Genomic DNA, 25,659 nt, shown 5'->3' with positions numbered 1-25,659 from the left:
ACATACACATATGAAAAAAGTATATATATCAATTGCCAGCTTATTGTTGTGCGGTAGCATGTTAATGGCTCAAAGCCCGGCTAATCGTACATCGAAGACGATCGTTGCCGATGTACTGGCACAGATGCCGGCGGAGCAACAAGCTGAATATAACAAATTAATTAATGACCTAAGCTCCACTGGCGAGGAAGGGGTCTTGATGTTGATTAACAAGATTAACGCTCCGGGAAAAGGCAGTAACTCGAACGTGGATTATGCGTTGAGCGGATTGACTCACTACGTAATGGCAAAAGGTGAGGAGAACGCTCGTCTAGTAACAGCCAACGCATATTTGAAAGCCTTGGATAAGGTGAGCGACCGGGAGACAAAGGCTTTTATTATCCGGCAGCTTCAATTACTGGGAAAAGATGAGTGTGTGGATACGCTGGCTAGCTATTTGAACGATGAGAGCCTAAGCGGTCCTGCTGCCCGTGCGTTATCCGCAATCCGTACCGATAACGCTAAGAAGGTTTTGGTGGCTTCCTTGATGCGTCGTTCCGGTACTCCGAAGACGCAAAAGGATATTATCCGTGCGATCGCTGACGTGCAAATCGCTGATGCGGAAAATGTATTGAAAGCGATGCTTGGCTCCAGCGATGAGAATATGCAGAAGGAGGTTCTTTATGCGTTGAGCCGTGTAGGTTCTAAAGCTTCTCTGAGTGATTTAGCCGCCGTTGCCGAGAAAGCCGGTTATAAAATGGAAAAGACCGGGGCGAATGAGGCGTATATCGCTTTGATAAAACGTGTCCTTGAGCAAGGCGATACCAAAGATGCGGAGAAAGCAGCGAATGATTTATTGAAGAAGTCTACGAAAGCAGGTATGACACAGACCCGTGAGGCCGCTCTTCAGATTCTATTGGCCGCTAAGCCGGAAGCTGCTACGAAGAATTTATTATCGGCTTTGAAAGATACGGATAAGGGATACCGTAATGCGGCTTTGAACTTTGCTTCGGGTTTCGCTGATCAAAATGTTTATATTGAGGTCATGAAACACATGTTAAAGGCGAAGCCGGAAGTCAAGGTGGATATCTTGAACTGGATAGGCCGTGAAAGCAAATGCCCGTCTAAACATGACGTGATCAAGAATCTGGAACTTCGTTTTGATCTACCAGCGAGACAAGTTCTTTTGGACCAATTGAAAGATAAGGATTTCTATGTGCAACAGGCCGCTGTTTGGGCCTTGGTTAAAATCGGTGATAAGAGTGTCATTCCTGTGCTGGCGGATTTGTTGAAGAGCAATGACAAGCAAGTGATATTATTGGGTCAAGATGCTTTGATGGCATTTAACGGCGATATTGATCAAGCGGTCGCTAAAGTGATCCCGTCCGCTTCCGATGCGGGAAAGGTAGCCGGTCTGGAGCTGTTGGCGATACGTATGGCCGATGCGAATCTGAATACGGTATTGGATCAGATTAAATCCGGCTCTCCGGAGGTGAAGAAAGCCGCTTATACCGCATTGAAAGATGTAGTGTCTGAGAAAGATTTCACTTTATTGTGCGGAATGTTGGAGACGGCGGAGGCTTCCGCTATCGCCCCGCTTCAGGATGCGATCATTGCCGCTATCTCTAAACAACCGGCGGCAACTCAAGTATCTAACGTGAATCGCCGTATGATACAAGCGGGAGACAGCAAGAGATATCTTTATTATAAGGTCTTATCAGCGACTGGCGAGAAAGAGGCTTTGGCTACGATCGTGGAAGGATTGAATAAAGGGAATGGAGCGGCCAAGGATGCGGCTCTTGACGCTTTGTTGGCATGGAAGGGTATTGAGGCTGCCGATGAACTATTTAAGGTTTGCCAATCAGCCTCTTCCGATCAAGTATTCGACAGGGCGTTAAAGCGTTATGTGCAGTTGGTATCTAATCCGGCATTTACGAGAGAGAATCGTTTGTTGAGCTTGCGGAAAGTCATGGAGATCGCCCGGACGAGTGAGCAAAAGGCTCTTATTTTACGTCAGATCCAACGGGCGGATACCTTCTTGGCATTGATGTATGCGTCGGAATTCTTGGATTCAAGCGATGCGGCTGTTCGTTCTGCGGCTGTTTATGCGGTTTGGAATATCGCTCGTAACCATCCGGAATATAAGGGTGACAATGTGAAGGCAATCTTGAAACGTGTTTTGACCATGTTTGACGGGGAAGACGCTCGTTATGATATCGATGCCTTGAAGCAACATTTAGATGCGATGCCGGACGAGGTTGGATTTGTCTCTATCTTTAATGGTAAGGATTTAACGGGTTGGAAAGGTTTGGTTGAGAATCCGATCGCCCGTGCGAAAATGAAACCGGCTCAATTGGCGAAAGCGCAGGAGAAGGCGGATGAGAATATGCGTCGTGACTGGAAAGTGGAGAATGGCCTATTAGTATTTGACGGTACTGGGTACGATAACCTATGTACTGAAAAGCAATATGGTGATTTCGAGATGTATGTTGATTGGATGTTGGATCCGAAAGGACCTGAGGCTGATGCCGGTATTTATCTGCGTGGTACTCCTCAAGTCCAGATCTGGGATACTTCTCGGGTAAATGTTGGTGCGCAAGTAGGTTCCGGAGGCTTGTATAACAATCAGGTAAACGAGAGCAAGCCTTCGAAAGTGGCCGATAATAAACTCGGTGAATGGAATTCCTTCTATATTAAGATGGTTGGTGACCGTGTGACGGTTGTCTTGAACGGAGAAAAAGTGGTAGATAACGTGATTCTGGAAAACTATTGGGATCGCAAGCTTCCGATTTTCCCGGTAGAGCAAATCGAGATGCAAGCTCATGGCAGCAAGGTCTATTACCGTAATATCTACGTAAAGGAATTGGAAAAACAAGAACCGTTCAAATTATCGCCGGAAGAGGAAAAAGAAGGTTTCAAGGTTTTGTTTGACGGAACGAATATGCATGAATGGACTGGAAACACGGTTGATTATATCTTGGAAGATGGCTGTATCTCTATGGTCCCAAGCAGTAGTTTCGGAGGTAATCTGTACACCAAGAAGGAATACGGAAACTTTATCTATCGTTTTGACTTCCAGTTAACCCCGGGAGCTAATAACGGTGTCGGTATCCGTACGCCGATGGAAGGAGACGCAGCATATGTAGGTATGGAAGTGCAGGTCTTGGATTGTGAACATCCTATTTACCAAGGGAACATCACTCCGCTGCAACATCACGGTTCCGTATACGGTATCATTCCCGCCCGTGAGGATCATCCGAAAGCGTTCAAGCCGGTTGGAGAATGGAATACGGAAGAGATCATGGCAGATGGCGATCATATCCGTGTGACGGTGAATGGAGTCGTAATCTTGGATGGAAATATTCGGGATGCCGTGAAGAATGGTACGCCGGATGGAAAGGAGCATCCGGGTTTGTTTAACAAAAAAGGTCATATAGGTTTCTTAGGACATGGTTCCCCTGTCAAATTCCGCAATATTCGTATCAAGGAATTGAAATAATTTATATCAGGCTTTGAATATAGAAAGAGATTGTCTTGAGTGATTCGAGACAATCTCTTTTTTATTATAGGGGATTTATACTATTTAAATTATATCTTTGTGAAATCATAGTGTAATTTTATCGGAAGGGATATTTTTATGGAGGATATACAGACTCAATTGGATCAATGTAAATTGTTATTGGATAGAGCGGAAGTTGGCTTGTGGGAAGCCGATTTTGTTCAAAGAAGTTATATCTGTTCCGATTATTTAATGAGTATATTTGGGAAGAAGGGGAATAATCTCTCTTTTTTTGAATTTTACTATATAATCCGGGAAGACTTTAGGGATCTGATTACTACGGATTTTTTATCGATCCAATCTGTCGATACGTATGAGCAAATATTTCCGATAATAACACCGACTGGGGAAAAATGGGTACGCTCCAGATTATGTGAGCGTAAGTTGAATAATGGAGTGTGCGTAAAAGCGTTGGGCATATTACAGATTTTACCTAATTTCAAACTGAAAGAGGAAAAGATTAGTAAGATGATCGATCATAATGAGATGATCTTCCGAAAGCTGTATGTAAATTTACCTGTGGGGGTCGAGCTTTATGACAGGGACGGTTACTTGATTGACCTGAACGCAAAGGATATGGAGATATTCGGTATCCGGTCAAAGAAGGACGTTTTAGGAGTCAATATTTTTAGCAACCCGATTATGCCTAAAGATGTGATCAAGAAACTCAAGGAGAATAAATCCGTGAATTTCCGGCTGAATTATTCGTTTAAGAAGGTCGATGATTATTATAACACCTCGAAAGTAGGCGAGATGGATATCGTTACCAAGGCCAGTATTTTATATGACCAAAGAGGTGAACCTTCCAGCTATTTACTTATTAATTTGGATAATACGGAAAAGATGATCGCCTATAACCGTATTTCTGAGTTTGAGAATGTATTTACCTTGGTCAGCGTATACGCTAAAGTCGGTTATGCCCTTTATGACTTATATACCTTTGAGGGCTATGCCATTAAGCAATGGTATGAGAATATGGGAGAGAAGGATGGAACCCCCTTGTCCCAAATTATTGGGATTTATTCTTATATTCATCCGAACGACGCTGGATATATAAACTCATTCTTTGAGGAGGTAAAACAGGGCAAAGCGCATCATTTCCGTAGGGAAGTGCGTGTGAAGTCTGGTGACGGATGGAAATGGATTTGTGCCAATATCACCCGTAACCCTCAAAGCGTAGACCCGAATAAACCGGAGATGATCTGTATTAATTATGATATCACGGAGTTAAAGGACTCTCAATTGAAAAGGGAAAGGGCGGAAGAACTGGATCGTTTGAAGTCTGCCTTCCTAGCGAATATGAGTCATGAGATTCGTACGCCATTAAATGCCATTGTCGGTTTTTCTCAATTATTGGCGGAAACGGATGATCCCGAGGAGAGGCATGAGTTTGTGGAAATCATCGATAGCAATAATCGGATGTTGCTTCAATTGATCAGTGATATTCTAGATTTGGCAAAAATTGAATCTGGTACGATGGATTTCAAGTTCGCCGATATGAGCGTAAAAGAGGTGATCAATGAGATCGTGACCTCTTTCCGTATTAAGATGCCCGATAACGTAGCTCTGATCGCTCCCAAAGATTCACCGGAATGCCAAATCTATAGCGATCGTATGCGGCTGACGCAGGTAATTTCCAATTTCCTTAACAATGCGATCAAGTATACGAGCGAAGGTTGTATCACCTTAGCTTACGAGATCATAGGTGATGAGATAAAATTCTCCGTGACTGATACGGGGGATGGCATGAGCCAAGAGATACAAGCCCATATCTTTGATCGTTTCTATAAAGGAAATACGTTTAAACAAGGTACGGGCTTGGGGCTATCTATTTGCGAGACCATCGTAAATAGACTAGGTGGTCGGATCGGTGTAAATTCCGAGTTGGGCAAAGGCAGTACGTTTTGGTTTACACATCCCTATTCCTTCTCGCCGAACGCTAAATCTCCTGCATCGCCTAATCCGGGAACGATATAAGAATGATCGTCGAGGTCATTATCTAATGCGGCGATCCAGATTGTAGTCTTGTCATCCGGCATTTTCTTCTGCAAGTATTCCAAGGCTTGTTTGCTTGAGATGATGGAGGCTACGTGTACATGGTCGGGTACTCCTTTGGTCAGCAGGGCCTCATACGCCAATTCCATAGAGCTTCCGGTGGCCAACATCGGGTCGGATATGATCAAGGTTTTACCTTTTAAGCGAGGAGAGGCGATATATTCGATATGAATATCAAAATTCAAACGGTCTTTATATTTGCGGTAAGCGGATACGAAAGCGTTCTCCGCATTATCCAGATACCGAAGGAAACCTTGGTGGAATGGAAGCCCGGCACGCAAGATCGTACTAATCACGATTCGATCGTCCGGCGTATTCATCGGGGCTATACCTAGCGGGGACTGGATGTCTTTCGTACTGTAATGAAATTCCTTACTGATCTCGTAAGCCATGATTTCTCCGATACGTTCAACATTGCGACGGAAACGAAGGCTGTCTTTTTGTATGTCTACATCTCTAAGTTCTGCAACAAACTTGTTTAATATGGAATTTGTGTCTCCAAGATTGACGATTCTCATGAGTCTTTTTTTGAGCCCAAAAGTAATCATTTCCGGACACTAAAAATCATAAGTATGAAATTTTTCATTCATACTTATAAATGAAAGATTTCATACTTATGATTTTTTATCCCCTTACCGGGGATATTTTTACTACGTTTTCGGTTACTTTATTATTTCAGGTGGGCATTCATCGCCTCAAGGAGGAATTTACCCGGTTTGAATTTTACGGTCGTACGAGCGGGGATCATTACCGGAGTACCTGTTTTAGGATTTCTGGCAAGACGCTGTGTTTGCGGTCTTGGGATCAATGTTCCAAATCCGACAAGTACGATTTCTTCATTTTCGGACATACGCTCAGTTACGATCTCGATGTAAGCATCCAATACTTTCTTTGCTTCTTGCTTTTGTAACCCGGTCTTGTCTGCTAAAGCCTCTATAAGTTCTGCTTTGTTCATAAAATGCAAATTTTTTAAATTGTTAAACACTACAAATGTACACTTTGAAGCTGGTTTTATAGTTACGTTTTGCAAAGATACATTTGCATTTGAGTTTCTTATTAAACAAGGCCTACAGATGTTTGTTACATTTTTAAGAACAAAAAATGTTAATAATGTGTTAGTTTGCGAATTTCGAAACATTTATTGAATCTTGATATACCCGATTCGTGTGTACTTGATAGTACGGGATTCTATATGTTTTAAGACCTTAGCGGAAGTCAAAGTCAATTTTTCCCCTACTTGGAAAGCATGAGCGCCCGGTGGTAACGTTTGCGTGGTAAGACTACGATCTTTCGCTTTTATCCTCAATAAGAAATAATTTCCGGCGATGTCCACGGCCGTGAGCAATTGATCTACATAGAAATATTCGGTACCACGGATAATCTGTGTCTTGTAAGAATCGTCTTCTATGCGGACTTTTGTGATTGTTAACTTTAAATCGCTCAATTTTTCTCCCGGTGTTCCTACAAAGCGGCTTACAGGCATTTTATATTTCTTACGGGTCTGTAGGTCGAGATAGATTTTACTGTAGGTCACAGCTAACTCTTTAAAACGCATCTCGCTTTTTACGTGAGGCTCATATTTATCGGCTATCCAAACGACGTATCGGGGATCGATCGTATAGATGTCATGCAAATGGTATCCTCTGTATTTACCGAAAGAAATAATATCGTCTCCATTATCGGGAGAGTCTTTGATATCTGTCGTTATAAATAAAGGTAGAAAGGAGTTGCTTACCATCTTAATTGCCTTATTCACCGAGCTGATGGCATTCAAGTCGAGATTCGCCAAATAGACTGTCGGATGATAAGTGGCCGAAGGTGTAAAGAACCAAAGCGTATAATATAAGGTCTTTGAGGTAGGCAAAAGAATGTAATACCGCCCTTTGTCTGACGTTTTTCCTCGATTGAACGTGTTTAACTTGTCGAGGATCATCTTCTGTATTTCACCGGATATGCCGGATGTGTTCTCATCCATACGATCAACTCTATATACAAATCTACTGAAAAAATCCGGAACTACATAATTTGCGGATGAGTTATTTATGACTACTTTTGCCCTAAAAATAAAATAGACGATGAGAATAGAGCAGAATTATTCGTTGGAGAAACACAATACGTTCCATCTTCCGGTAAAGACACGTTGGTTCATGGAGTATGAGACGGAGGAGGAGTTGCGACGAATCTTACATGATGAATACTTTCAGGAATGTTTATCCTTGCATATAGGAGGCGGGAGCAATCTATTGTTCATCAACGATTATAATGGTATTATCATCCATTCCCGAATCAAGGGGATTTCTATCTCGGCGGAAACGGACGAGTATGTATCGCTTCGTGTCGGGGCTGCGGAGATCTGGGATGATGTCGTGGCATACGCCGTATCGAAAGGTTGGGGAGGTATAGAGAATCTTTCTTTAATACCCGGTGAGGCGGGCGCTGCCGCTATCCAGAACATCGGGGCTTATGGCATGGAGATCAAGGATGTGATCGAGAGCGTGGAGGCTTATAACCAGTTGACATTCGAGAAACGGACTTTTACGAATTCGGATTGTGAATATGGATATCGTAATAGTTATTTCAAGAATGAACATCATGACCCCCACATCATAACTTATATCACGCTTCGACTATCCAAGAACCCTGGTTTTTCAGTTAATTATGGGAACTTAAAGGAGGAGTTGACGAAATATCCGGAAGTTACTTTGGAAACGATCCGTGAGGCTGTCATAACAATTCGCAGGCAGAAGCTTCCCGATCCTGAAGTATTAGGCAACGCAGGCAGTTTCTTTATGAACCCGATAATTACGGCAGAGCATTTTGAGAAATTGAAAAAGCAATTCCCGGAAATCCCGTCTTATCCCGCTTCGGAAGGAAAGATCAAGGTTCCGGCCGGTTGGTTGATCGAGCAATGTGGGTTTAAGGGTAAAAACCATGGGTCGGTAGGTGTTTACGAGAAACAAGCGTTGGTATTAGTGAATTTAGGAGATGCCCGGGGGGATGAGATCGCGTTGGTCGCGGAGAGCATTCGTACCGCCGTAAAAGATCGTTTCGGTATAGAGCTTATGCCTGAGGTTAAATATGTCGGATAATGAAAATCGTTTTTTTAGGAACAGGAACGTCTACGGGCAATCCTGAGATAGGTTGCCAATGTGAGGTATGTACTAGTAAAGACCCCCGTGATTGGCGTCTACGGGCCTCGATCTTGGTAGAGACGGAAGGGAAACGGATATTGATCGATTGTGGTCCGGACTTCCGTTGGCAAATGATAACCAATAAGATTTACCATTTTGACGCCGTTTTAGTAACCCATGAGCACTACGATCATGTAGGTGGCTTAGATGATCTACGTCCTTTTGGTCGGTATAAAGATGTGGATATTTATGCGGAAGACAATGTCGTGGAGGCGATAAAAACTCGCATTCCTTATGTGTTCCGGGAGCATAAATATCCGGGAGTGCCTAATTTGGTATTGCATACGATCGGGACGAAACCGTTTGAGGCCGCCGGTGTCATGATCACTCCCATTCGTGTAATGCACGCTAAGCTGCCGATCTTAGGTTTCCGTATCGGCAATATGGCTTACTTGACCGACCTTAAATATCTTCCGGAAGAGGAGTACGCTAAGTTGGAAAACCTTGATGTATTGGTTATTGATGCTCTTCGGAAAGGAGAGCATCAATCGCATGAGAGTCTGGAGGAAGCCTTAGCGAATATATCCCGTATCCAGCCCAAGGAGGCCTATTTAATCCATATGAGTCATCGCATAGGGTTGCATGCGGTCGTTGAAAAAGAGTTGCCTCCGCATGTACATTACTCATATGATGGATTAACGGTGACTTTTTAAGCCATATATTAAAAAGATTCTTTATCTTTGCCAGCTGAAAATCTAGAGAATAGCTGCTTTTTTTAAGTTAGTCGCTTATAGCAGGGGTGGTATATAATAAAAAACAATAATAGACTGTATGAATTTATCGTTTAAGAACGTACTATGCGTATGTTGCTTATTGCTGTCGGGATCTGTGTATGCGCAGGTTCCGCAAGACTTGATTGACAAGGCGAAAGCCGCTGGAATGTCGGATACGCAGATACAGCAGGAATTAGCCAAGCGTATGAAACAAGAAGGGGGATCTGTCGGATCTCAAGCTACCGCTACCGATGCGAAGGTTAGCGACCGGGTAATGCCGGTAATCGATGAAGGACAATCCTTAGAAGCCCAACGTAGAAATAATCTTCCTGCTTCAGCCATGGAGAATACCGTATTCGGGCATGAAATCTTCTCAAACAAGAACTTATCTTTTGCCCCAGATTTAAACATCCCTACACCTAAGGATTATGTGCTTTCCGCTGGTGATGAGTTATTGATTAATGTATGGGGAGATTCCGAGCTAAACTTGAAATTAAAGATCTCTCCGGACGGTACGATCCTTGTACCAAATTTAGGTCCGGTGTCGGTCAGTGGATTGACGATCGCTGGCGCTGAGACTCGTCTGCGTCAGGAGTTGAGCCAGATTATGTCTACGCTGTCTGGTTCGGGAGAGGGGAATACCTTTGTTTCCGTCAGTTTGAGCCAGATTCGTAGCATGAAGGTGAATATTGTCGGCGAGGTAGTCGCTCCCGGTACGTATACATTACCTTCATTCGCCACATTATTTAATGCGTTGTATGCCGCCGGTGGTGTGAATAAGATTGGTTCTTTGCGTAGCATCAAGGTATATCGTAATAGCAAGGAAATCGCTAATCTCGACGTATATGATTATTTATTGAACGGAAAGTACACAACGAATGTCCGTTTGGAAGAGAACGATATGATTATGGTAGGCCCGTACGACCAGTTAGCGGTGGTTCGAGGTAAGGTGAAACGTAATCGTATTTTCGAGTTGCGCAAGGGCGAGACCTTGAAGCAATTGCTGGATATGGCCGGCGGATTTACCGGCGACGCTTATACGAAGGACGTACAAGTGAAGCGTAAATCAGATAGTCGTTACCAGATCTCTACGGTTTCGGAGGATAAGTTCGCTTCTTTCGTGATGCAGGATGGCGATTCTTTGCAGGTAGATTCCGTTATTCCTTTTTATGAGAATCGTTTGGTCGTGACGGGAGCTGTATGGCGTCCGGGAGAATATGAGTTAAGTCCGTCGGTTCGTACGGTAAAGCAATTGGTAAAACAGGCCGCGGGTCTTAAAGGAGACGAGTTCGCCGGCCGTGCCTTGATTACCCGTTTGAATCCGGATTTCACGACTACGATGATCGCCGTGGATATTCGTGGTATCTTGAACGGTACCGCTCCAGATGTGGAGTTGCAAGCGGAAGACCAATTAAGCATTCCTTCCCTATTCGATTTGCGCGAACCTTATACGATCAAGGTTGGCGGAGCCGTGAATTATCCGGATACGGTGCTTCCGTATCGTCATAATTTGACAATAGAAGACGCTATCATGATGGCAGGTGGTTTAAGAGAGTCCGCTTCTTCTATTAATGTAGAGGTAGCCCGTCGTGTGAAGGATCCTAGTTCCAATCAGAATGTCAACCGGATCGCCGATGTATATAACTTCTCGTTGAGTGAGGACTTCAAGTTGAATGCGGGAGATACGATCTTCACATTGGAGCCGTTCGATGAGGTTTATGTTCGTTTCTCCCCGGGGTATCATGAGCAACAGGTCGTGAAGGTGAACGGCGAGATCACTTTTGCCGGTAGCTATGTATTGGCTACGAAGAACGCTCGCTTGAGTGATATTATCGCGAAAGCGGGAGGAGTTACCCCAGAGTCTTATGTAAAAGGTGCTAGCTTGAAACGTCAGTTGACAGAAGATGAATTGAAACGCATGGAGACCCTTCTGGCTTTAAGTGAGGCGAATAAGCAAAGCCGGGATTCCATCGGTGTAGCGTTGATGAATGTGAAGGACTATTCCGTAGGTATTGATTTAGAGAAAGCGTTGGCAAATCCGGGTAGTATCGATGACGTTGTGCTTCGTGACGGCGATGAGCTTTATATCCCGCAGATGCAAAGTACGGTGAAGATGAGCGGAGCCGTGACTTATCCGAACAGCGTAACTTACACGAAAGGTATGTCGGTTATGGATTGCTTGTCTCAAGCCGGTGGTTATAATGATATCGCACGTAAGTATCCGATCGTAATATATATGAATGGTAAGGTCGCTACGACGAAGCGTACCGCTATCTTTTTCAAGCGTTATCCGAAAGTGGAGCCGGGCTGTGAGATCGTAGTTCCGACGAAAACGCAACGTGAGCGCCGAAGCTTGGCTGAGATCATGAGTATCAGTAGCTCCGCTACCTCTATGGCTGCGATGATTACCTCTATTGTTAACATGATTAAAAACTAATCAGGCATGGATACGATAAACGAGATAAAAAGACAAGAGTTACCTGAGGAGCAGGAGATCGATTTAATCGAACTGGCGCAAAAACTGTGGAAAGAGCGTAAGTTCTTATTGAAAGGCTGTGGTATTGCGGTGGTAGTAGGTTTGATTGTAGCTTTCAGTATTCCCAAGGAATATACAACTACGGTGAAATTGGCACCAGAGACACAGGATGCGGCAAAAAAATCTAGTCTTGGCGGTTTGGCTGCTATGGCTGGGATTAATCTGAATGCCGCTGCCGGTGCGGACGCGATCTCTCCGGATTTGTATCCGGATGTGGTGCAGAGTACCCCGTTTCTGTTGGAATTGTTTCCGGTAGAGGTTACCGATAAGGAAAAGGAGTTAAGCACTACATTGTATGATTATATGAGTGAACATCAACGTAAGGCTTGGTGGGGATATATTGTCTCCGCTCCATTCAAGGCGTTGGGTGCGGTAATGAGTTTAATCTCCGGTGACGAGGAAGAGTCTGAGGGCTTGAATCCTTACCATTTGACAAAGGATCAAGAAGAGGTGGTGAAGGCCTTGCAGGAGCGGGTTTCTGTTTCCGTGGACAAGAAGACCTTGGTTATCACGGCTTCCGTACAGATGCAGGACCCGGTTATTTCCGCTCAGATGACAAAGGTCGTTTTGGAAAACCTCCAGAATTATATTACGAATTATCGTACGCAGAAAGTAAAGCAAGATTTGGAATTTACCCAGAAGGTATTTGGCGAGTCACGTGACGCTTATTATAAAGCGCAACGTGCGTACGCTGCTTTCGAGGATGCCAACCGTAATATTATCTCTTCCAGCTACCGTACGGAGCAGGAACGTTTGAAGAATGAGATGACCCTTACGTTTAATGTTTACAATACGTTGGCGCAGAAGTTGGAGCAAGATAAATTGCGTGTACAGGAAGAAACTCCGGTGTATACCGTAATCGAGCCGGCTACCGTACCTTTGAAAGCATCTTCTCCTAAGAAGGCACTTATCTTGGTCGGTTTTGTCTTCCTCGCTTTATTCGGATGTATCGGATATTTATTCGTAAAAGATATGTTTGTGGCAGCTTTCAAGAAAGAAGAGACTGGAGCTTAATTCCCGCAAACCGTAAAATATGCCACGGCCTCGTCATGACTGACTTGTGTCGTGGTTTTTATTTGCGGGAATAGCCGATTGATCCGGGTGGTTATCGTATCGCATAAATTGGGGTAAAAGTTCTCCAAGGCTTTCTCATAGGGTTGCTCGTTGAAGCAGCAAAGGCTTCCTTCATTATAGAATAAATCCATTGCCAACCATTGATTTTTCATTCTCCACTCCGTCGAGTCATTCATTTGTACCCGTAAATGTAAAGGGGCGCTTTTGATGAAGAGATTCATTGCGCCACGCTTGCCTTTTTTACGAATCAGATCTGTTAGTTCCGGAATGACATGTGCGGGGTATGTCTGTTGCCTTTCCACCGTCTCTACCAATAATCTTCGGTTGTAGGACGCTACGAATATACCCTCGTGGTAGTAACAACCTAGAAAATGCTTATCAACATCAGGATAATATCTAACAGGAACGGAGGTTTCCTCTCGTTGCTGGGCCGGAAAAGTGAAAGAGACGTCCAGTTGCTTGAAAATACGCTCTGCCGTATGACTATCCATAGGGGCGTACAAGACATCCCCTTGTGGATAATAAGCGATTAGGAAAGACGATAATTCCAGATTTTGCCGTATTAAAGAAAGGAAAATAGCGGGGGTATGATCTGAGAACGCCTTGCGTATATTCTCCATGGGTAGTATCATCTTCTCGAATACAGGAGGACGATTGATGGCAAAAATTGCCGTGGGGCTTGGAACGACCAAACTATAGGGATCTACCGTAGCGACAAATTGCTCGTCGTTCATATGCTTGTAAAAGTACCTCACGCATACGATCGTACCCAGAAACAAGACAAAAAATGCCGTTATGTCTTTCTTGCTGATCCTCATGTTTGCTTTAGGAAGTGTTTACACCAAGGCTTTAATCCGCATTCCTCACATTTCGGTTTCCGGGCGAGGCAAACATATCTTCCATGCAATATCAACCAGTGATGGGCGATGGGGATCAATTCTTCCGGAATGTTCTTCACCAACTCCTTTTCCGTTTCCAAAGGTGTCTTGCTATTATTGGTCAAGCCGATCCGGTTGGAGACACGGAATACGTGCGTATCCACCGCCATGGCCGGCTTGTCATATACTACGGATGCGATTACGTTCGCTGTTTTTCTTCCTACGCCCGGCAGTTTTTGTAGCTCATCAATATCGGAGGGAACCACGCCTTTGAAATCCTCTATCAGCATTTTCGCCATACCTACCAGATGTTTAGCCTTATTGTTCGGGTAAGATACGCTTCGTATGTATTCAAAGACAACTTCCGGTGTGCTAGCCGCCATTACCTCAGGAGTCGGGAAAGCCTCGAACAGGGCAGGTGTGATCATATTCACTCGCTTATCCGTGCATTGTGCGGATAGGATTACCGCTATCAATAGTTGATAGGGGTCGTCATAATGTAGTTCAGTCTCGGCTACCGGTACGTTTTCCTTAAACCAGTTTAATACGCCTTTATACCTTTCTTCTTTTCGCATTGCTTTTTCGGTTTCTGTTTTTCGCATCCTAAAGGTATAACTTTTAATAGGAATATACAAGCGGAGATGTGCCAAAAATAAGATACACCCGAATTGTACGAATAAATAAAAAAGTACCGATCTCCTTCTTCCATCTAAGAGAGAAAGAAATCGGTACTTTTTTATTTATTATTCCCTAACGATCTGGTGGATATGTATAGATTCTTTTCCTATTGTGGTGATTTCTAAAGAAGAGAAATCCTCGAACATGGTTTTATTTAATTTGATGTAGCCTACGTTTCCTTGATAGACGATGTTTTTCTCGCCATCTTGGGAGAGGCCGGTGATGGATACCAGATTCTCGTTACTTCCGGAGAGGAAGAAAGATACGGCGTTGATATCATCACATTTTATATGAATCATTTCTCCCGGGTTCAAGTTCTTATACGTATCTAGGTTCATATCGTACATCATAAGAGCCTCATTGATTTGCGGGTCTTGTTTGGTTGTCGCCGTGAATCCTAGTACGTATAGCTCCATTTGCTGATCCGAGTTATTTCGCATACGGATATAACGGGCTTTCGGGTCGATGGTGCGGATCGTATCTTTAGCGTTTTCCGTGGAGACATGAGGGATTAGGCTCCAGCTCTTTCCGTCGGCGGACCACTCGAATACCCGTCCGGGTTGGTTGCTTTTCGGAAGATTGAAACAGAAGGATTCCGCTTCTTTCTGGATTTCCCAGCCGATACCCAGATATTGGTTAGGTTGTACCTTGACTACCTCGAATAGGGGAACGTAACCGACCGTATTGTCACCCTCGGCACAAGGCTGGCTCTTTAATTGGTCGATATTCGTGAATATGGAAGGGATGCTAACCTTCACCTCGTCCGGGGCGATACCGTCCGTAGATAGCAGGTTACGACCTGTCTGGCGGTATAAGTCTACGATGAAAGGGTGTAAGACTTTCGATCCGACTTTCACGCCTTTAGGCTGCGCCTTCTGGTTCAGCGTGCGGTTTATCAGTTTCATGCTATCTAGCAAAGCGGATGTTTCCAGATAGCGTTGCCACGTATAAGACCGGTCTTTCTCATACCAAGCGTGCGCCATATGCAGAGCGCTTGTTCCGGCTTTTCCTAAGAACTCGAATTGGATAAGCCATGGATTGATTTGCTCGATCAAGCGTTTATTGGGACTTTGGCTATAGATCATACTCGGGGAAGCCGTGATTTGAGCGAATAAGGTTCCCAGAAGATTCGCGCTTTGCTCCGGGAACGTGTTTTTCTTATATCCGGCGAGGAATGTCTGGATAGGAGCCACATAGTTAGCGGACTCTTCCCGGCGGTATTGATGTCCGTTCGGACCCGGATCGCAGTTATGCTCGCAGAAAATGCGGAAAGCCATGGAGGCCTCCGGCATGATGAAGTCGCAAGCGTCTTTCCATGCCTGTGTAGGATCGTAATTCTCGATATTCCAAGTGTACATTCCAACGCCGAATATAGCGACCTTGGAAGCCTCGGCGTATTCCATAGGATTGGATACGAATCCGGTCATGGTGCCGGCGGCTTGCGTATCTAGGCCGTAGGCGGGTCCCATCAACAAATGATCTTGGCAATAATCGCTTACGGGGAAGTTCCACCAGATATAGGCGGGACGACGGATACGGTTGTTTACCCACTCGACGCCTTCTTTCGTGATATCGGCTACGACACGGTCTCCGGTCCACATGATTTGGATAGCGGGGTCGAGTTGGGTACCGAGGATATCCAGATAATCGGTCTTAGCCCATGAGCGGTTGTATTCGGTAGGGCACATGATCAGGGGCTGCACGTCATTTTTCTTGGTAATAAACTCCTTATGGATGTAATTCAATAAGCCGGCTTGCTTTTCCGGGCGGGCTCCCTCTCCGGATATATCATCGAAGAAAACGGCGAAAGAGCGTACGCCCAAATCGTACATTTTCTCGAATTTGGAAAGGATGTTCATGCTATCTGTCAGGTTCCATTGAATATCTTGTCCCGGGTGGATGGCCCAAACGAAGTTTACTTTGTTATGGGTGGCCTCTTCCGCTAGTTCCTTGATATGCTCGGCTTCCTCGGCGGGATAAGGTTTGCGCCAGTTGGGGGAGCTGTGATAAGGATCATCTTTCGGACCATAGATATAGGTGTTCAGCTTGATCCTTCCGTAAAAGCGGATTTGCTCGATACGGTCGGCGTGGCTCCAAGGCTGTCCGTAGAATCCTTCCACGGTACCCCGGAATAATACGTCCGGATAGTCCTTGATCGAGCAGAGAGGCAGGATCTTCTTACCCTCGTCATATTTAGCTAATTGCTTGAGGGTTTGGGCGGCGTAAAACAAGGAATTATCGTCTACGATCCCGATCATGATACCTTTTTTAGTGATCGTCAGCGTATAGGCACCTGAGCGTTGCATTTCCGGAGTTTTGTCTTTTAGCTTCTTGATCTCTAAAGGGAGAGATTTGCCGGATTTAGCAAAAGGTAGCGCTTCTTTAAGTAGTTTGACCGCATCTGCGTCCGGATTATTTATACCCCGTAGGGTATATCCATGGGACGGTGCGTATGTTTGGCTGGAAATAGTCACCTCTTGGGGCTCGGGGAAGATTCCTAGGGATAGCTTTTGGCTATGCGTTAGGTTACAAACGCCTAGAAGGAGCATGGTGGCGAGTAAATACTTTAGTGTCTTCATATACGATATGATTTAATGTTAACGTTCGTAAATGTATGAAATAATTAAACACGGAGCACACGGAATACACAGATTTGTTCCGTGCCCTCCGTATTTAGATCTTATAGGGAGAATAGCAATACCCGGTTATCCGGATTTGTCCATTCATGGATCAAGCTACGCACGCCGCTGTATTCGGCGGGAGTGAACTGTTGCTTGTTCAACTCGATCGTACGTACCACCTCAATCGTATTTCCTTTCGGAGTGATCGTGCGGGTTACTTTACCAAAAGGCTTGCTTATCACTTGCTCTTTTGTGGAGGTCTGCAACTTCATGCCCTCGGCGGGAGTAACCGTGTATGTTACCTCTTCCCTGATTAGGGAGGGGAGTTCGAATAAGTTGGAACGCTTGCTGTTCAAGGCACTCATGCCCCAGCTATCGATTCCGGCGGAGATGGCTGGCAATACGCAGATGGCGAAACCGTCTTTTGCTTGATCGGCGGAGATGGCCACGGATCTACTTTCCTTAATCTGAATAGGTGTGGTCTCAATCTCAATGGAAGTTCCGGAGAGGGAGACTACCTTATCTAGTCCGCCACGATTTGTCAGCGGGGAGGCGGATAGGTATTGGTCTTTCCCATCGACAGTGGCTTTTACGGCTAGTGTCTGGATGGCAGCCAGCCCGCAAGCGTCCGTATCGAGATGGCCGGGATAGACGGCGAGGACTTCCGACGGGATTCCGGCGGCATTCAACATCACGTTCAAGAGCTGTGCGATCTCTAGCGGCGTACCGTAGGCACTGCGGAGAACGGTATCGATGTCACGGACGGTATAGCCGGTCATCGCCATGGGGATAGGACAGGTACTGAGATTGTTGAGTATATGGTCTCGGATGATGTTCACCTTCTCTTGTTCGTTACCGCTTTTATCGGTGAGGAATTGGGCGAAGGTTTTGCTCTCGTATCCCTGCGATTCCTTTAAGCGCTTATCCAAAGTGGCTAAGGCCGCTTTACCTGAAGGATAGGTAGAGGCTACCAAGTGGGGTGAAGCCTCACGGTTCTTTGGTTGGAAAGCCTCACGGGAGGAAGCGGGAATGTTCCGTAGTGTCCAGTGTACCTCCTTTATACCGTCATGGCTCTCTTCCACGGCTTTTACGGGGGAGCCGTATAGACCGCAAGCCAAGGGGGTCCCTTCCGGTACGGAAATAGAGACCTTGCATTCCTTCACGGGAGAGGTCTCTTGTAGTCGCTCGTTGATATCCAGAGCCGGATAGTAACCCGGTTTTGTGATAATAGAGTAATCCAAGTAAATCGTGGCCCCAAGTTCTAGGCCAGTGTGTACCACGACCATTTCCTTAAGTTGGTTATAGGCCGGAGCGTCGGCGGCGAAACGGGGCAGGACCTCCACGAAGGCGTTATCGGGTGTCTTTACGATCGTACCGTCTTTCTGCCTCGTATAGGATGAGTGAATCTTCAGTGTTTGGAAATCGGGATTGTAGACGATAAAACTCTCGCCATACGTGCTATTCATCGCGGTATGCGTGAAGAGCGTCAACTCCATGGAGGATCGATATTCTTGGCTGCCGTCGGCATGCAAGGTCCAAGCTTTCGATACTTTCCCGTACTCAGCCTCCGATGCGGCGAATGAAGTAACCGTCATCGCTAACAAGCTTAGGAGAAGAATCAGTTTATAGGTTATCTTAATCATTGTCTTTCTTTTTTTATTTCTTGATAATCAAATAGTCACCATAACTCTTATAGGCGTTCACGGCGGAACGGAAGCCTTTCCAGTCAGCCGCGTCGTAGACACGCTTCTTCAACGCTAGCTTCTGGCGCAAGACGATGTTCCGGTCGCCTTCCTGTGAAAGGGAACCTTCGAAATCGGCCGCATTGCTTCGCAGGGCGTCATTCTTCGGGGCGTTCAGGAGGGTATAGCCTTTGGGGAGACGGATGGTCTCATCTTGTTCTACCAAACGGGAGCAAGCGTCCTTGAATCCATACGCACGGTTTTCCGGTTTCGTATCGATACGCAAGAAACTCTTCACTTGATTGTAGAGGTTATTCATGACTAGCGGCTTGATAAGCATCTGGTCTCCGGCGATGATCGCATAATCGGGGATCTCATAAGAGAACGTGATCTTGATAGGGGCCGCTTGATAGTTCTTCGGGTCCTTACCGTAATCTACACGAAGCAGTTTGGCGTTGGGGGATACGGCCAGCAATTGCTTCTCCATCGTGTTCTGCCAGTCGGATTGCCATCCGGTGGTGAAGATGCGGCGGATATTGCTGTCGGACTGTCCCTCGGCGGTGATCGTGAATTGTCCGCGGAGCGTGCCTTTCTCGTCTAGGCGGTTGTCAGCGTGGATGCGGACGTAGTGGTTTTCTGGGGCGGAGACAGGGGTCAGGCAGAGGTCGGAGCCTTCGGGCACACCCGGGAGGTAGTTCTGCTGTTGCTCGGCGCTACTCCATAATTCCCGGCAGAAAGGAACCCAAGTCGGGTCGAGAGGCATATACGTGCCGCTAGCCAGTTTTACCACCGCCACGCAATGGTTGAAATGGTCGGCGGGGATGCTTTCTACACGGCTTCCCGCCATGGTCATCGCCGGGTAAGCCTCGAATCCGGCCATGCGGAGGAAGGCGATCAACGTACCGGCGATATCCTTGCAGACACCGCAACGATCGGTATAATTCATCTTTAGGTTGTGAAGCGTGAAACCCTCGCCTTTACCCATCGAGATCCCGGAGTAACGGATGTTATCGGCCACCCAGTGGGTCAGCACGGCTATCTTCTCCATTTCCGTCTTCTTGCCTTTGATCAGCTCGTCTACCTTCCTTTGGGCTTCCGGGATCGCGGTAAAGCTTCCGTAATCCTCGTTAACCTTATTGAACCATACGGATTTATCTTCCCAGCGGGGCGTGCTGGACATCATGAGCTTCGGGGCTGCGTCGAATAGGTCTACCATATTCGGTTCCTTGGCGAAAGGAAGGATATCGTCGGAGGCGAAGGTATATACTTTCCGTCCATCCTCATATCGCATGGAAGAGGTACATTCGCCTTGGTAGAACTGGAATTGCAACTCTTTCTCCATCGGCATGGATACCCGGTATACCTTACGCACGGTAGGCTCGGTAGCCCAGAAGGGGACGATATCGTAAAACTGTCCCCGCATAGGAGGGATGAAACGCTCGTCGTCGCCCGCCGTCAGCAAGGCGTAGGTGAAACCTTTCTTGGCGATCTCGTACTCCACGACATCTCCCGGTTGCAGGCGGCCCACTTCCAGCATGATCTGCCGGGCGCCCCAGTAGATGGCACGTGCGGGGGCGGCATAGTCGCAAGCCCCAGTCACGTCGAGATTGATCACGTCGCCATTCGCACGGTAGATCGTGGCGTAACGAAACTCGGCATGCGCCGTCAGCGGGTCGTAATCGTATTTGATGATACGGTTGGCGACGGCTCCCTTGGGAGTCTGTACCTTAAAAGCCTTGCATACGGCGAAAGCCCCCGAGCCGGTAGGTTGTACCGTGACGGCGGTGCTGTCCAGCAAGGTGACGCAGTCGTATCCTGCGTAGGCTTGCGATTTCTCCAAGGTAGGATCTTGCGGGTATCGGCAAGAATCCTGCCCGTACATAGGCGATAAGGCCAATAGGGAGACCGCGGTGATTGTTAGAATCCTTTTCATGTTTATAGTGTTTTTGTGATGATATTTCTCGCTAGCTCCCGGCAGGCGGCACGATCGATCTTGCCGCTTCCGGTTTGGGGAATCTCGCTTGCCTCTATGACGTGCCTTGGACGGAGGTACTTGGGCAGGCTGGCGAGAGCCACTGTCGATACCTCACATGATAGCTGCGCGGAGTCGTTCGTGATAGCTTTCATGAATCGCTCATGATAGCTTTCATTAGCGGTACATGATAGGTTCCATGAGTCGCTCATGATAGCTTTCATGTGTGGTGTCACCCGAGGGGGTGATACCGTTTCACATGACCTTGGGGCGATTAGTAAGACTACCGCCTCTCCCAACCGAGGGTCGGGGGCGGCGGTGATGGCATAGGGGAGGTCTAGGTAGGGCCGTAGCCGCTCTTCCACCTCCTCGATCTGTATCTTGATACCTCCGCTATTGATGATATTATCTTTCCTTCCGATAATGGCGAAACTCCCGTCCGGCAGCAGGCGGGCGACATCGTTCGTCACCAGCCGCTCGTCGCAAACCAATGGGGCGTCTATCACCAAGGTATTGTCCGGCGACAAGGATAACGTCACCGAGGAGAAGGGATGGTAATAGGGCGAGGCTTCCGGCCCGTTCAGCCGGCGCAGGGCGACGTGAGACAGCGTCTCCGTCATTCCGTAGGTGGAATAAACCGTGTTTGGCATCTGCCGTATCTCCTGTTCCAAGGCCGCGTCGATCGCCCCGCCGCCGATAATCAGGATATCCGTTTGCTCCAGCCGTTTACGTTCCTCGGGTACTCGCAACGTATTGTAAACCTGCAAGGGGATCATGGCGGCAAAGCGCAGGGGCGTATCCCCCCAATCCGCCAACGGGTGTCCGGAGGGCTCACGCACCTCCAGATCCAGTCCGGCGTATAGGGAGCGGACCACCATCATCTTTCCGGCTATATAGCGCAGGGGCATACATAACAGGGCCTTGTCGCCCTTCTTAAGACCCAGATAATCGCAGGTAAGCCGGGCGCTGTTCAGCATCCGGTCCTTGCGCACTCTCATCCGCTTGGGCGTACCGGTGGAGCCGGAGGTCTGGACTTCCAGAAAAGGGGAGGGATCGTGCCATTCAGCTAAGAATGCCTGTAAATCTTCTTGTATCGGCATAGGTCAAAGGTCGTTAGTGAACCAGATGGTGTCTCCTTTTCGTTGGATTAACCGATGTTTATCATCCTTGAAAATCTCGCCGGTTCCTAGACCTTGCGGTAGCGGGTTACCTAACGTGGCGCACCATTGGGCGATAGCGTTCAGTCCGATTTGCGATTCCAGAGCGGAGGTGACCCACCATTTGGGTCGCTCGGGGGTACTCCCTAAGATAGTTTCCGCTAAGTGAACCCATTCCGTACATCCGGCGATGCCTCCGTGGAGGGAAGGCTTTAATATAATGTATTGGGGATGGATCGTTTCCAACAACCGCCGTTTCTCGTCCGGGGCGTTACAGCCGATCAGTTCCTCGTCGAGAGCGATGGGAAGGGGTGACTCTGCCGCAAGGTGTGCCATTTCTTCCAACTGCCCGGCACGGATAGGCTGCTCGATGGAATGCAAGTCCATCTCGGCGAGCCGCTTCAGTTTGTCCATCGCCTCCGAGGGTGTGAAAGCGCCGTTGGCGTCTACCCGAAGCTCTATTTCCTTGGCAGAGAAATGCGCACGGATGTGTTTCAATAAAGAGAGTTCCCGGTCGAAATCGATAGCGCCGATCTTCAGCTTGACGCAGCGGAAGCCCTCCTTCATCTTTTCCTCTACCTGTTCCAACATGTACTTATAATCGCCCATCCAGATCAGTCCGTTGATGGGGATGCCCGCCTGCCCCCGCGAGAAGGGCGTGTCGTAATGCCGCCAACCGCCCTGTTCATAATGGCGCATGGCCGTCTCCAGCCCGAAAAGGATGGATGGGTAATGGCGCAAAGATTCGGTGTCAACATATCCCTCATGTTCCAGATCGAGGCAAGCCTTGGATAACGTGATCTCGTAATCCACTCCATAATAGCAACTGAGATCCGGCAGGGGGGCACATTCTCCGATACCAATAACCGAGGGTTCGTCTTCCTTGCGGATTCGGACCTCCCACAATTTCCGGGTCGTGTAAACACCCCGTGAGGTTCCTGCCGGTTGCTTGAAAGTCAAGCACCGGGGAACCACCTCTGTCTTATAAAACCTCTCCTTCACCATTCATTTTCAATTTTCAATTCTCAATTCTCAATTCCCTTTACGGGAACTTCGGGTAATCCTCGAAGCGTGGACGGCGTTTCTCCAAGAATGCCTTGCCGCCTTCCTGCGCCTCGTCCGTCATATAGTAAAGCATGGTAGCGTCTCCGGCCAACTCCTGTATACCGGCCTGTCCGTCCAACTCGGCGTTCAAGCCTGCCTTGATCATGCGCAAGGCCAACGGGCTAAGCAACATCATCTCCTCGGCCCATTGAACGTACTCGTCCTCTAATTTATCCAAGGGGACTACCTTATTTACCAGACCCATATCCAAAGCCTCCTGTGCATTGTACTTGCGGCATAGGAACCAGATCTCACGGGCCTTTTTTTGTCCGACCACACGGGCGAGGTAAGAAGAGCCGAACCCGGCGTCGAAGCTACCCACACGAGGGCCTGTCTGTCCGAAGATAGCGTTCTCGGAAGCGATCGTAAGGTCACAAACCACGTGCAATACGTGTCCGCCGCCGATAGCGAAACCGTTCACGGCTGCGATGACGGGTTTCGGGAGAGAGCGGATCTGCTTTTGTACGTCCAATACGTTCAAGCGAGGTACGCCGTCTTTACCCACGTAGCCGCCACGTCCTTTCACGTTCATATCGCCTCCCGCGCAAAACGCCGTATCTCCGGCTCCTGTCAGAACGACTACGTTAATGTCCGGACGTTCCCGGCAGATGTAAAAGGCGTCGCTCATCTCCGTGGTCGTAGTCGGGGTAAAAGCGTTGCGATACCGTTCCCGGTTTATCGTAATGCGGGCGATGCCGTTGTAGAAATCAAATAAGATCTCCTCGTATTCCTTGATGGTTGTCCATTCTCTTTTCGTTTCCATATATTATATGTTTTGTGCTTGGGATGAATTTTTTAGTTGATGATAATATTCCTTGAGCAATCGTACGTCTTCCGCTTTGTCCGTGAAAACCTCCATGAATAGGGGATGTTCGCTCGGTTGCTCCGTTTGGGTAAAGGCGCTCATCGCAGCTGCCAACTCCTCGGCGTTATGAACGGCGGAGTAGGAGAATCCCCTTTCCGTGGCCCATCCCTCCGCTGAGGTCTGGTGGGAGGCGGTGACGTAACGGTGCGTACGCTCGTTCATCTTGAATCCTGGCAAGGCTTGGAAGATCTCACCACCTCCGTTGTTCAAGAGCAGGATACGAAGGTTATTGTGCAAGTTTCCGTTCCACAACGCATTCATATCATAGAAGAAACTAAGATCGCCTATAACGATAAAGTTTAGTTTTTGCGAGGCCGAGGCGTATCCGATAGCCGTAGACAAGGAGCCTTCGATCCCGCTCGTACCTCGGTTACAACAAACCTCAACCGTCTCGGGTACGGTGTACAATTGTGCGTAACGTACGGTGGAGCTATTCCCCAGATGCAAGGCCGATTCAGCCGGAAGCGAACGTATCAAACCACCGATCGCCGCCATTTCGGAGTAAGCGAACTCCGGCTCCGGCAGATTCCGGGATTTATATTCCCAAGCCTTCGGATATTCAATCTGCCTATTCTCCAGCATATAAGCGATTTTCTCCAGAAACTCGAAAGCGTCCATCTCGATCACCGTGGTCAGGCTACCGAATAAATCCGCTACCTCCCCATCCAATGAGACATGCCAATGCTCCTTAGGCGGGTGTTTCCGCAAAAACTCTTTCAGCCGCTTGGAGACAATATGGCCGCCGTAGGTGATCACGAGCTCGGGAACCAGCTTCTCTTTTTCCTCCTCTGGGGTAGCGTACAGGATGGCGTCGAAATTCTTGATCGGCAATCCCGGTACGATACGGTTGCCGATGTGCTCGGAGAGCCAAGTGAAATGTTTGTATAGTAACTTACATATTTTCTTCTCGAAGAGATAGATCAAACTCATTTGTCCCGCTATCATCATTCGCTTGCTATATTTGTTCAAACGCTCGATCAGATCGTCATATTTCCGGTCGTACACGTTTAGGCCTTGATAACGGGTGATTACCCGTACCTTCGGCAATTCGGGTGTCGTGAACTGAAATAAAGGCTCGGAGATCGGGACGTTGATATGAACCGGCCCTTTGCCGTGATGGTTCAGTTCCAACAAAGCCTCGTTGATCAATCGATTACAATACCATTCATCTTGATCCGTATGTATTTCCGGTAGCTGTACCGATTTCTTCACCAGCGAGCCGAACACCCCGGGTTGCGGCAAGGTCTGTCCGTCCATTTGCCCGATCCATGCGGCGGGGCGGTCGGCGGATATCACGACAAGCGGAACTTTCTGATAGAAAGCCTCCGCTACCGCCGGATGTATATTCAGCAAGGCCGTGCCCGAGGTACAGCAAACAGCCGCCGGCTTACCTCCGTGCAACGCTAGCCCTACGGCAAAGAATCCCGCGCTTCGCTCATCCGTCACGGAATGGCAATTGAAGAACGAATGGTTTGCCAATGTGTGCACAATCGGAGAGTTCCGGCTCCCCGGACATAGCACGATATTACTTACGCCGTGCTCTATCAGCAAGGCTACCAATTGAAGGATGTTCTTTTTATCGCTATACATTATAT

General features: G+C 47.4%; 18 protein-coding genes. 6 read left to right on the top strand and 12 right to left on the bottom strand.

Annotated elements, in window-relative coordinates; genetic code table 11:
* Nucleotides 1–10: 10 nt before the first annotated feature.
* The gene (locus CI960_RS09485) at nucleotides 11–3,478 is read left to right on the top strand and encodes a DUF1080 domain-containing protein (RefSeq protein ID WP_005856830.1); all 3,468 of its coding nucleotides are present in this window, start codon (nucleotides 11–13) and stop codon (nucleotides 3,476–3,478) included.
* Between the two features lie 138 nt (nucleotides 3,479–3,616).
* The gene (locus tag CI960_RS09480; RefSeq protein WP_005856831.1) at nucleotides 3,617–5,515 is read left to right on the top strand and encodes a PAS domain-containing sensor histidine kinase; all 1,899 of its coding nucleotides are present in this window, start codon (nucleotides 3,617–3,619) and stop codon (nucleotides 5,513–5,515) included.
* Here the strand turns inward: CI960_RS09480 and upp are convergent.
* The 3 genes from upp to CI960_RS09465 form a co-directional block, all read right to left on the bottom strand.
* On the bottom strand, nucleotides 5,458–6,111 hold the full coding sequence (gene upp / locus CI960_RS09475) for a uracil phosphoribosyltransferase (RefSeq protein WP_005856833.1): 654 nt from the start codon (nucleotides 6,109–6,111) through the stop codon (nucleotides 5,458–5,460). The two genes, CI960_RS09480 and upp, sit on opposite strands and share 58 nt — an antisense overlap.
* A gap of 152 nt (nucleotides 6,112–6,263) precedes the next feature.
* Nucleotides 6,264–6,548, bottom strand: a complete 285-nt coding sequence (locus tag CI960_RS09470) for an HU family DNA-binding protein (RefSeq protein WP_005856836.1) — start codon at nucleotides 6,546–6,548, stop codon at nucleotides 6,264–6,266.
* Nucleotides 6,549–6,731: 183 nt separating this feature from the next.
* Nucleotides 6,732–7,568 (bottom strand): hypothetical protein, encoded by an 837-nt coding sequence (locus tag CI960_RS09465; RefSeq protein WP_005856838.1) that lies wholly within the window; start codon nucleotides 7,566–7,568, stop codon nucleotides 6,732–6,734.
* Between the two features lie 100 nt (nucleotides 7,569–7,668).
* Between CI960_RS09465 and murB the strand changes: the two genes are divergently transcribed.
* The 4 genes from murB (at nucleotide 7,669) to CI960_RS09445 (ending at nucleotide 13,047) form a co-directional block, all read left to right on the top strand.
* Nucleotides 7,669–8,682, top strand: a complete 1,014-nt coding sequence (murB, locus tag CI960_RS09460) for a UDP-N-acetylmuramate dehydrogenase (protein ID WP_005856839.1) — start codon at nucleotides 7,669–7,671, stop codon at nucleotides 8,680–8,682.
* The gene (locus tag CI960_RS09455; protein WP_005856841.1) at nucleotides 8,682–9,437 is read left to right on the top strand and encodes an MBL fold metallo-hydrolase; all 756 of its coding nucleotides are present in this window, start codon (nucleotides 8,682–8,684) and stop codon (nucleotides 9,435–9,437) included. The genes murB and CI960_RS09455 overlap by 1 nt, the downstream gene beginning before the upstream one ends.
* 118 nt (nucleotides 9,438–9,555) lie before the next feature.
* Nucleotides 9,556–11,934: an SLBB domain-containing protein gene (locus tag CI960_RS09450; RefSeq protein WP_005856843.1), complete on the top strand. Its 2,379-nt coding sequence runs from the start codon at nucleotides 9,556–9,558 to the stop codon at nucleotides 11,932–11,934.
* Nucleotides 11,935–11,940: 6 nt separating this feature from the next.
* Complete coding sequence (locus CI960_RS09445; RefSeq protein ID WP_005856846.1) at nucleotides 11,941–13,047, top strand: Wzz/FepE/Etk N-terminal domain-containing protein; 1,107 nt, start codon at nucleotides 11,941–11,943, stop codon at nucleotides 13,045–13,047.
* On the opposite strand, the gene CI960_RS23395 is transcribed toward CI960_RS09445, so the two are convergent.
* The 9 genes from CI960_RS23395 to menD form a co-directional block, all read right to left on the bottom strand.
* The gene (locus tag CI960_RS23395; RefSeq protein WP_005856848.1) at nucleotides 13,044–13,925 is read right to left on the bottom strand and encodes a hypothetical protein; all 882 of its coding nucleotides are present in this window, start codon (nucleotides 13,923–13,925) and stop codon (nucleotides 13,044–13,046) included. The genes CI960_RS09445 and CI960_RS23395 overlap by 4 nt on opposite strands.
* Nucleotides 13,922–14,560: an endonuclease III gene (gene nth / locus CI960_RS09435; protein WP_008772131.1), complete on the bottom strand. Its 639-nt coding sequence runs from the start codon at nucleotides 14,558–14,560 to the stop codon at nucleotides 13,922–13,924. The genes CI960_RS23395 and nth overlap by 4 nt, the downstream gene beginning before the upstream one ends.
* A gap of 168 nt (nucleotides 14,561–14,728) precedes the next feature.
* Entirely contained in the window at nucleotides 14,729–17,242 is a 2,514-nt protein-coding gene (locus tag CI960_RS09430; protein ID WP_005856852.1) for a beta-N-acetylglucosaminidase domain-containing protein, read from the bottom strand.
* A gap of 101 nt (nucleotides 17,243–17,343) precedes the next feature.
* The gene (locus CI960_RS09425) at nucleotides 17,344–18,927 is read right to left on the bottom strand and encodes a DUF3857 domain-containing protein (protein ID WP_005856854.1); all 1,584 of its coding nucleotides are present in this window, start codon (nucleotides 18,925–18,927) and stop codon (nucleotides 17,344–17,346) included.
* A 13-nt stretch (nucleotides 18,928–18,940) separates the two neighbouring features.
* Nucleotides 18,941–20,899, bottom strand: coding sequence for a DUF3857 domain-containing protein (locus CI960_RS09420; protein ID WP_005856856.1), 1,959 nt, complete (start codon nucleotides 20,897–20,899; stop codon nucleotides 18,941–18,943).
* A 2-nt stretch (nucleotides 20,900–20,901) separates the two neighbouring features.
* Nucleotides 20,902–22,038, bottom strand: coding sequence for an AMP-binding protein (locus CI960_RS09415; RefSeq protein ID WP_005856857.1), 1,137 nt, complete (start codon nucleotides 22,036–22,038; stop codon nucleotides 20,902–20,904).
* A 3-nt stretch (nucleotides 22,039–22,041) separates the two neighbouring features.
* Nucleotides 22,042–23,100: an o-succinylbenzoate synthase gene (locus CI960_RS09410; RefSeq protein WP_005856859.1), complete on the bottom strand. Its 1,059-nt coding sequence runs from the start codon at nucleotides 23,098–23,100 to the stop codon at nucleotides 22,042–22,044.
* Between the two features lie 37 nt (nucleotides 23,101–23,137).
* Nucleotides 23,138–23,962: a 1,4-dihydroxy-2-naphthoyl-CoA synthase gene (menB, locus tag CI960_RS09405; protein ID WP_005856861.1), complete on the bottom strand. Its 825-nt coding sequence runs from the start codon at nucleotides 23,960–23,962 to the stop codon at nucleotides 23,138–23,140.
* Nucleotides 23,963–23,965: 3 nt separating this feature from the next.
* Nucleotides 23,966–25,654, bottom strand: a complete 1,689-nt coding sequence (gene menD, locus CI960_RS09400) for a 2-succinyl-5-enolpyruvyl-6-hydroxy-3-cyclohexene-1-carboxylic-acid synthase (RefSeq protein WP_005856863.1) — start codon at nucleotides 25,652–25,654, stop codon at nucleotides 23,966–23,968.
* Between the last annotated feature and the right edge of the window lie 5 nt (nucleotides 25,655–25,659).

This window comes from Parabacteroides sp. CT06 (assembly GCF_002257605.1).
Taxonomy (GTDB): domain Bacteria; phylum Bacteroidota; class Bacteroidia; order Bacteroidales; family Tannerellaceae; genus Parabacteroides; species Parabacteroides distasonis.
The sequence above is the reverse complement of the archived record's forward strand: the minus strand, read 5'-3'. Positions and strand labels throughout refer to the sequence as shown.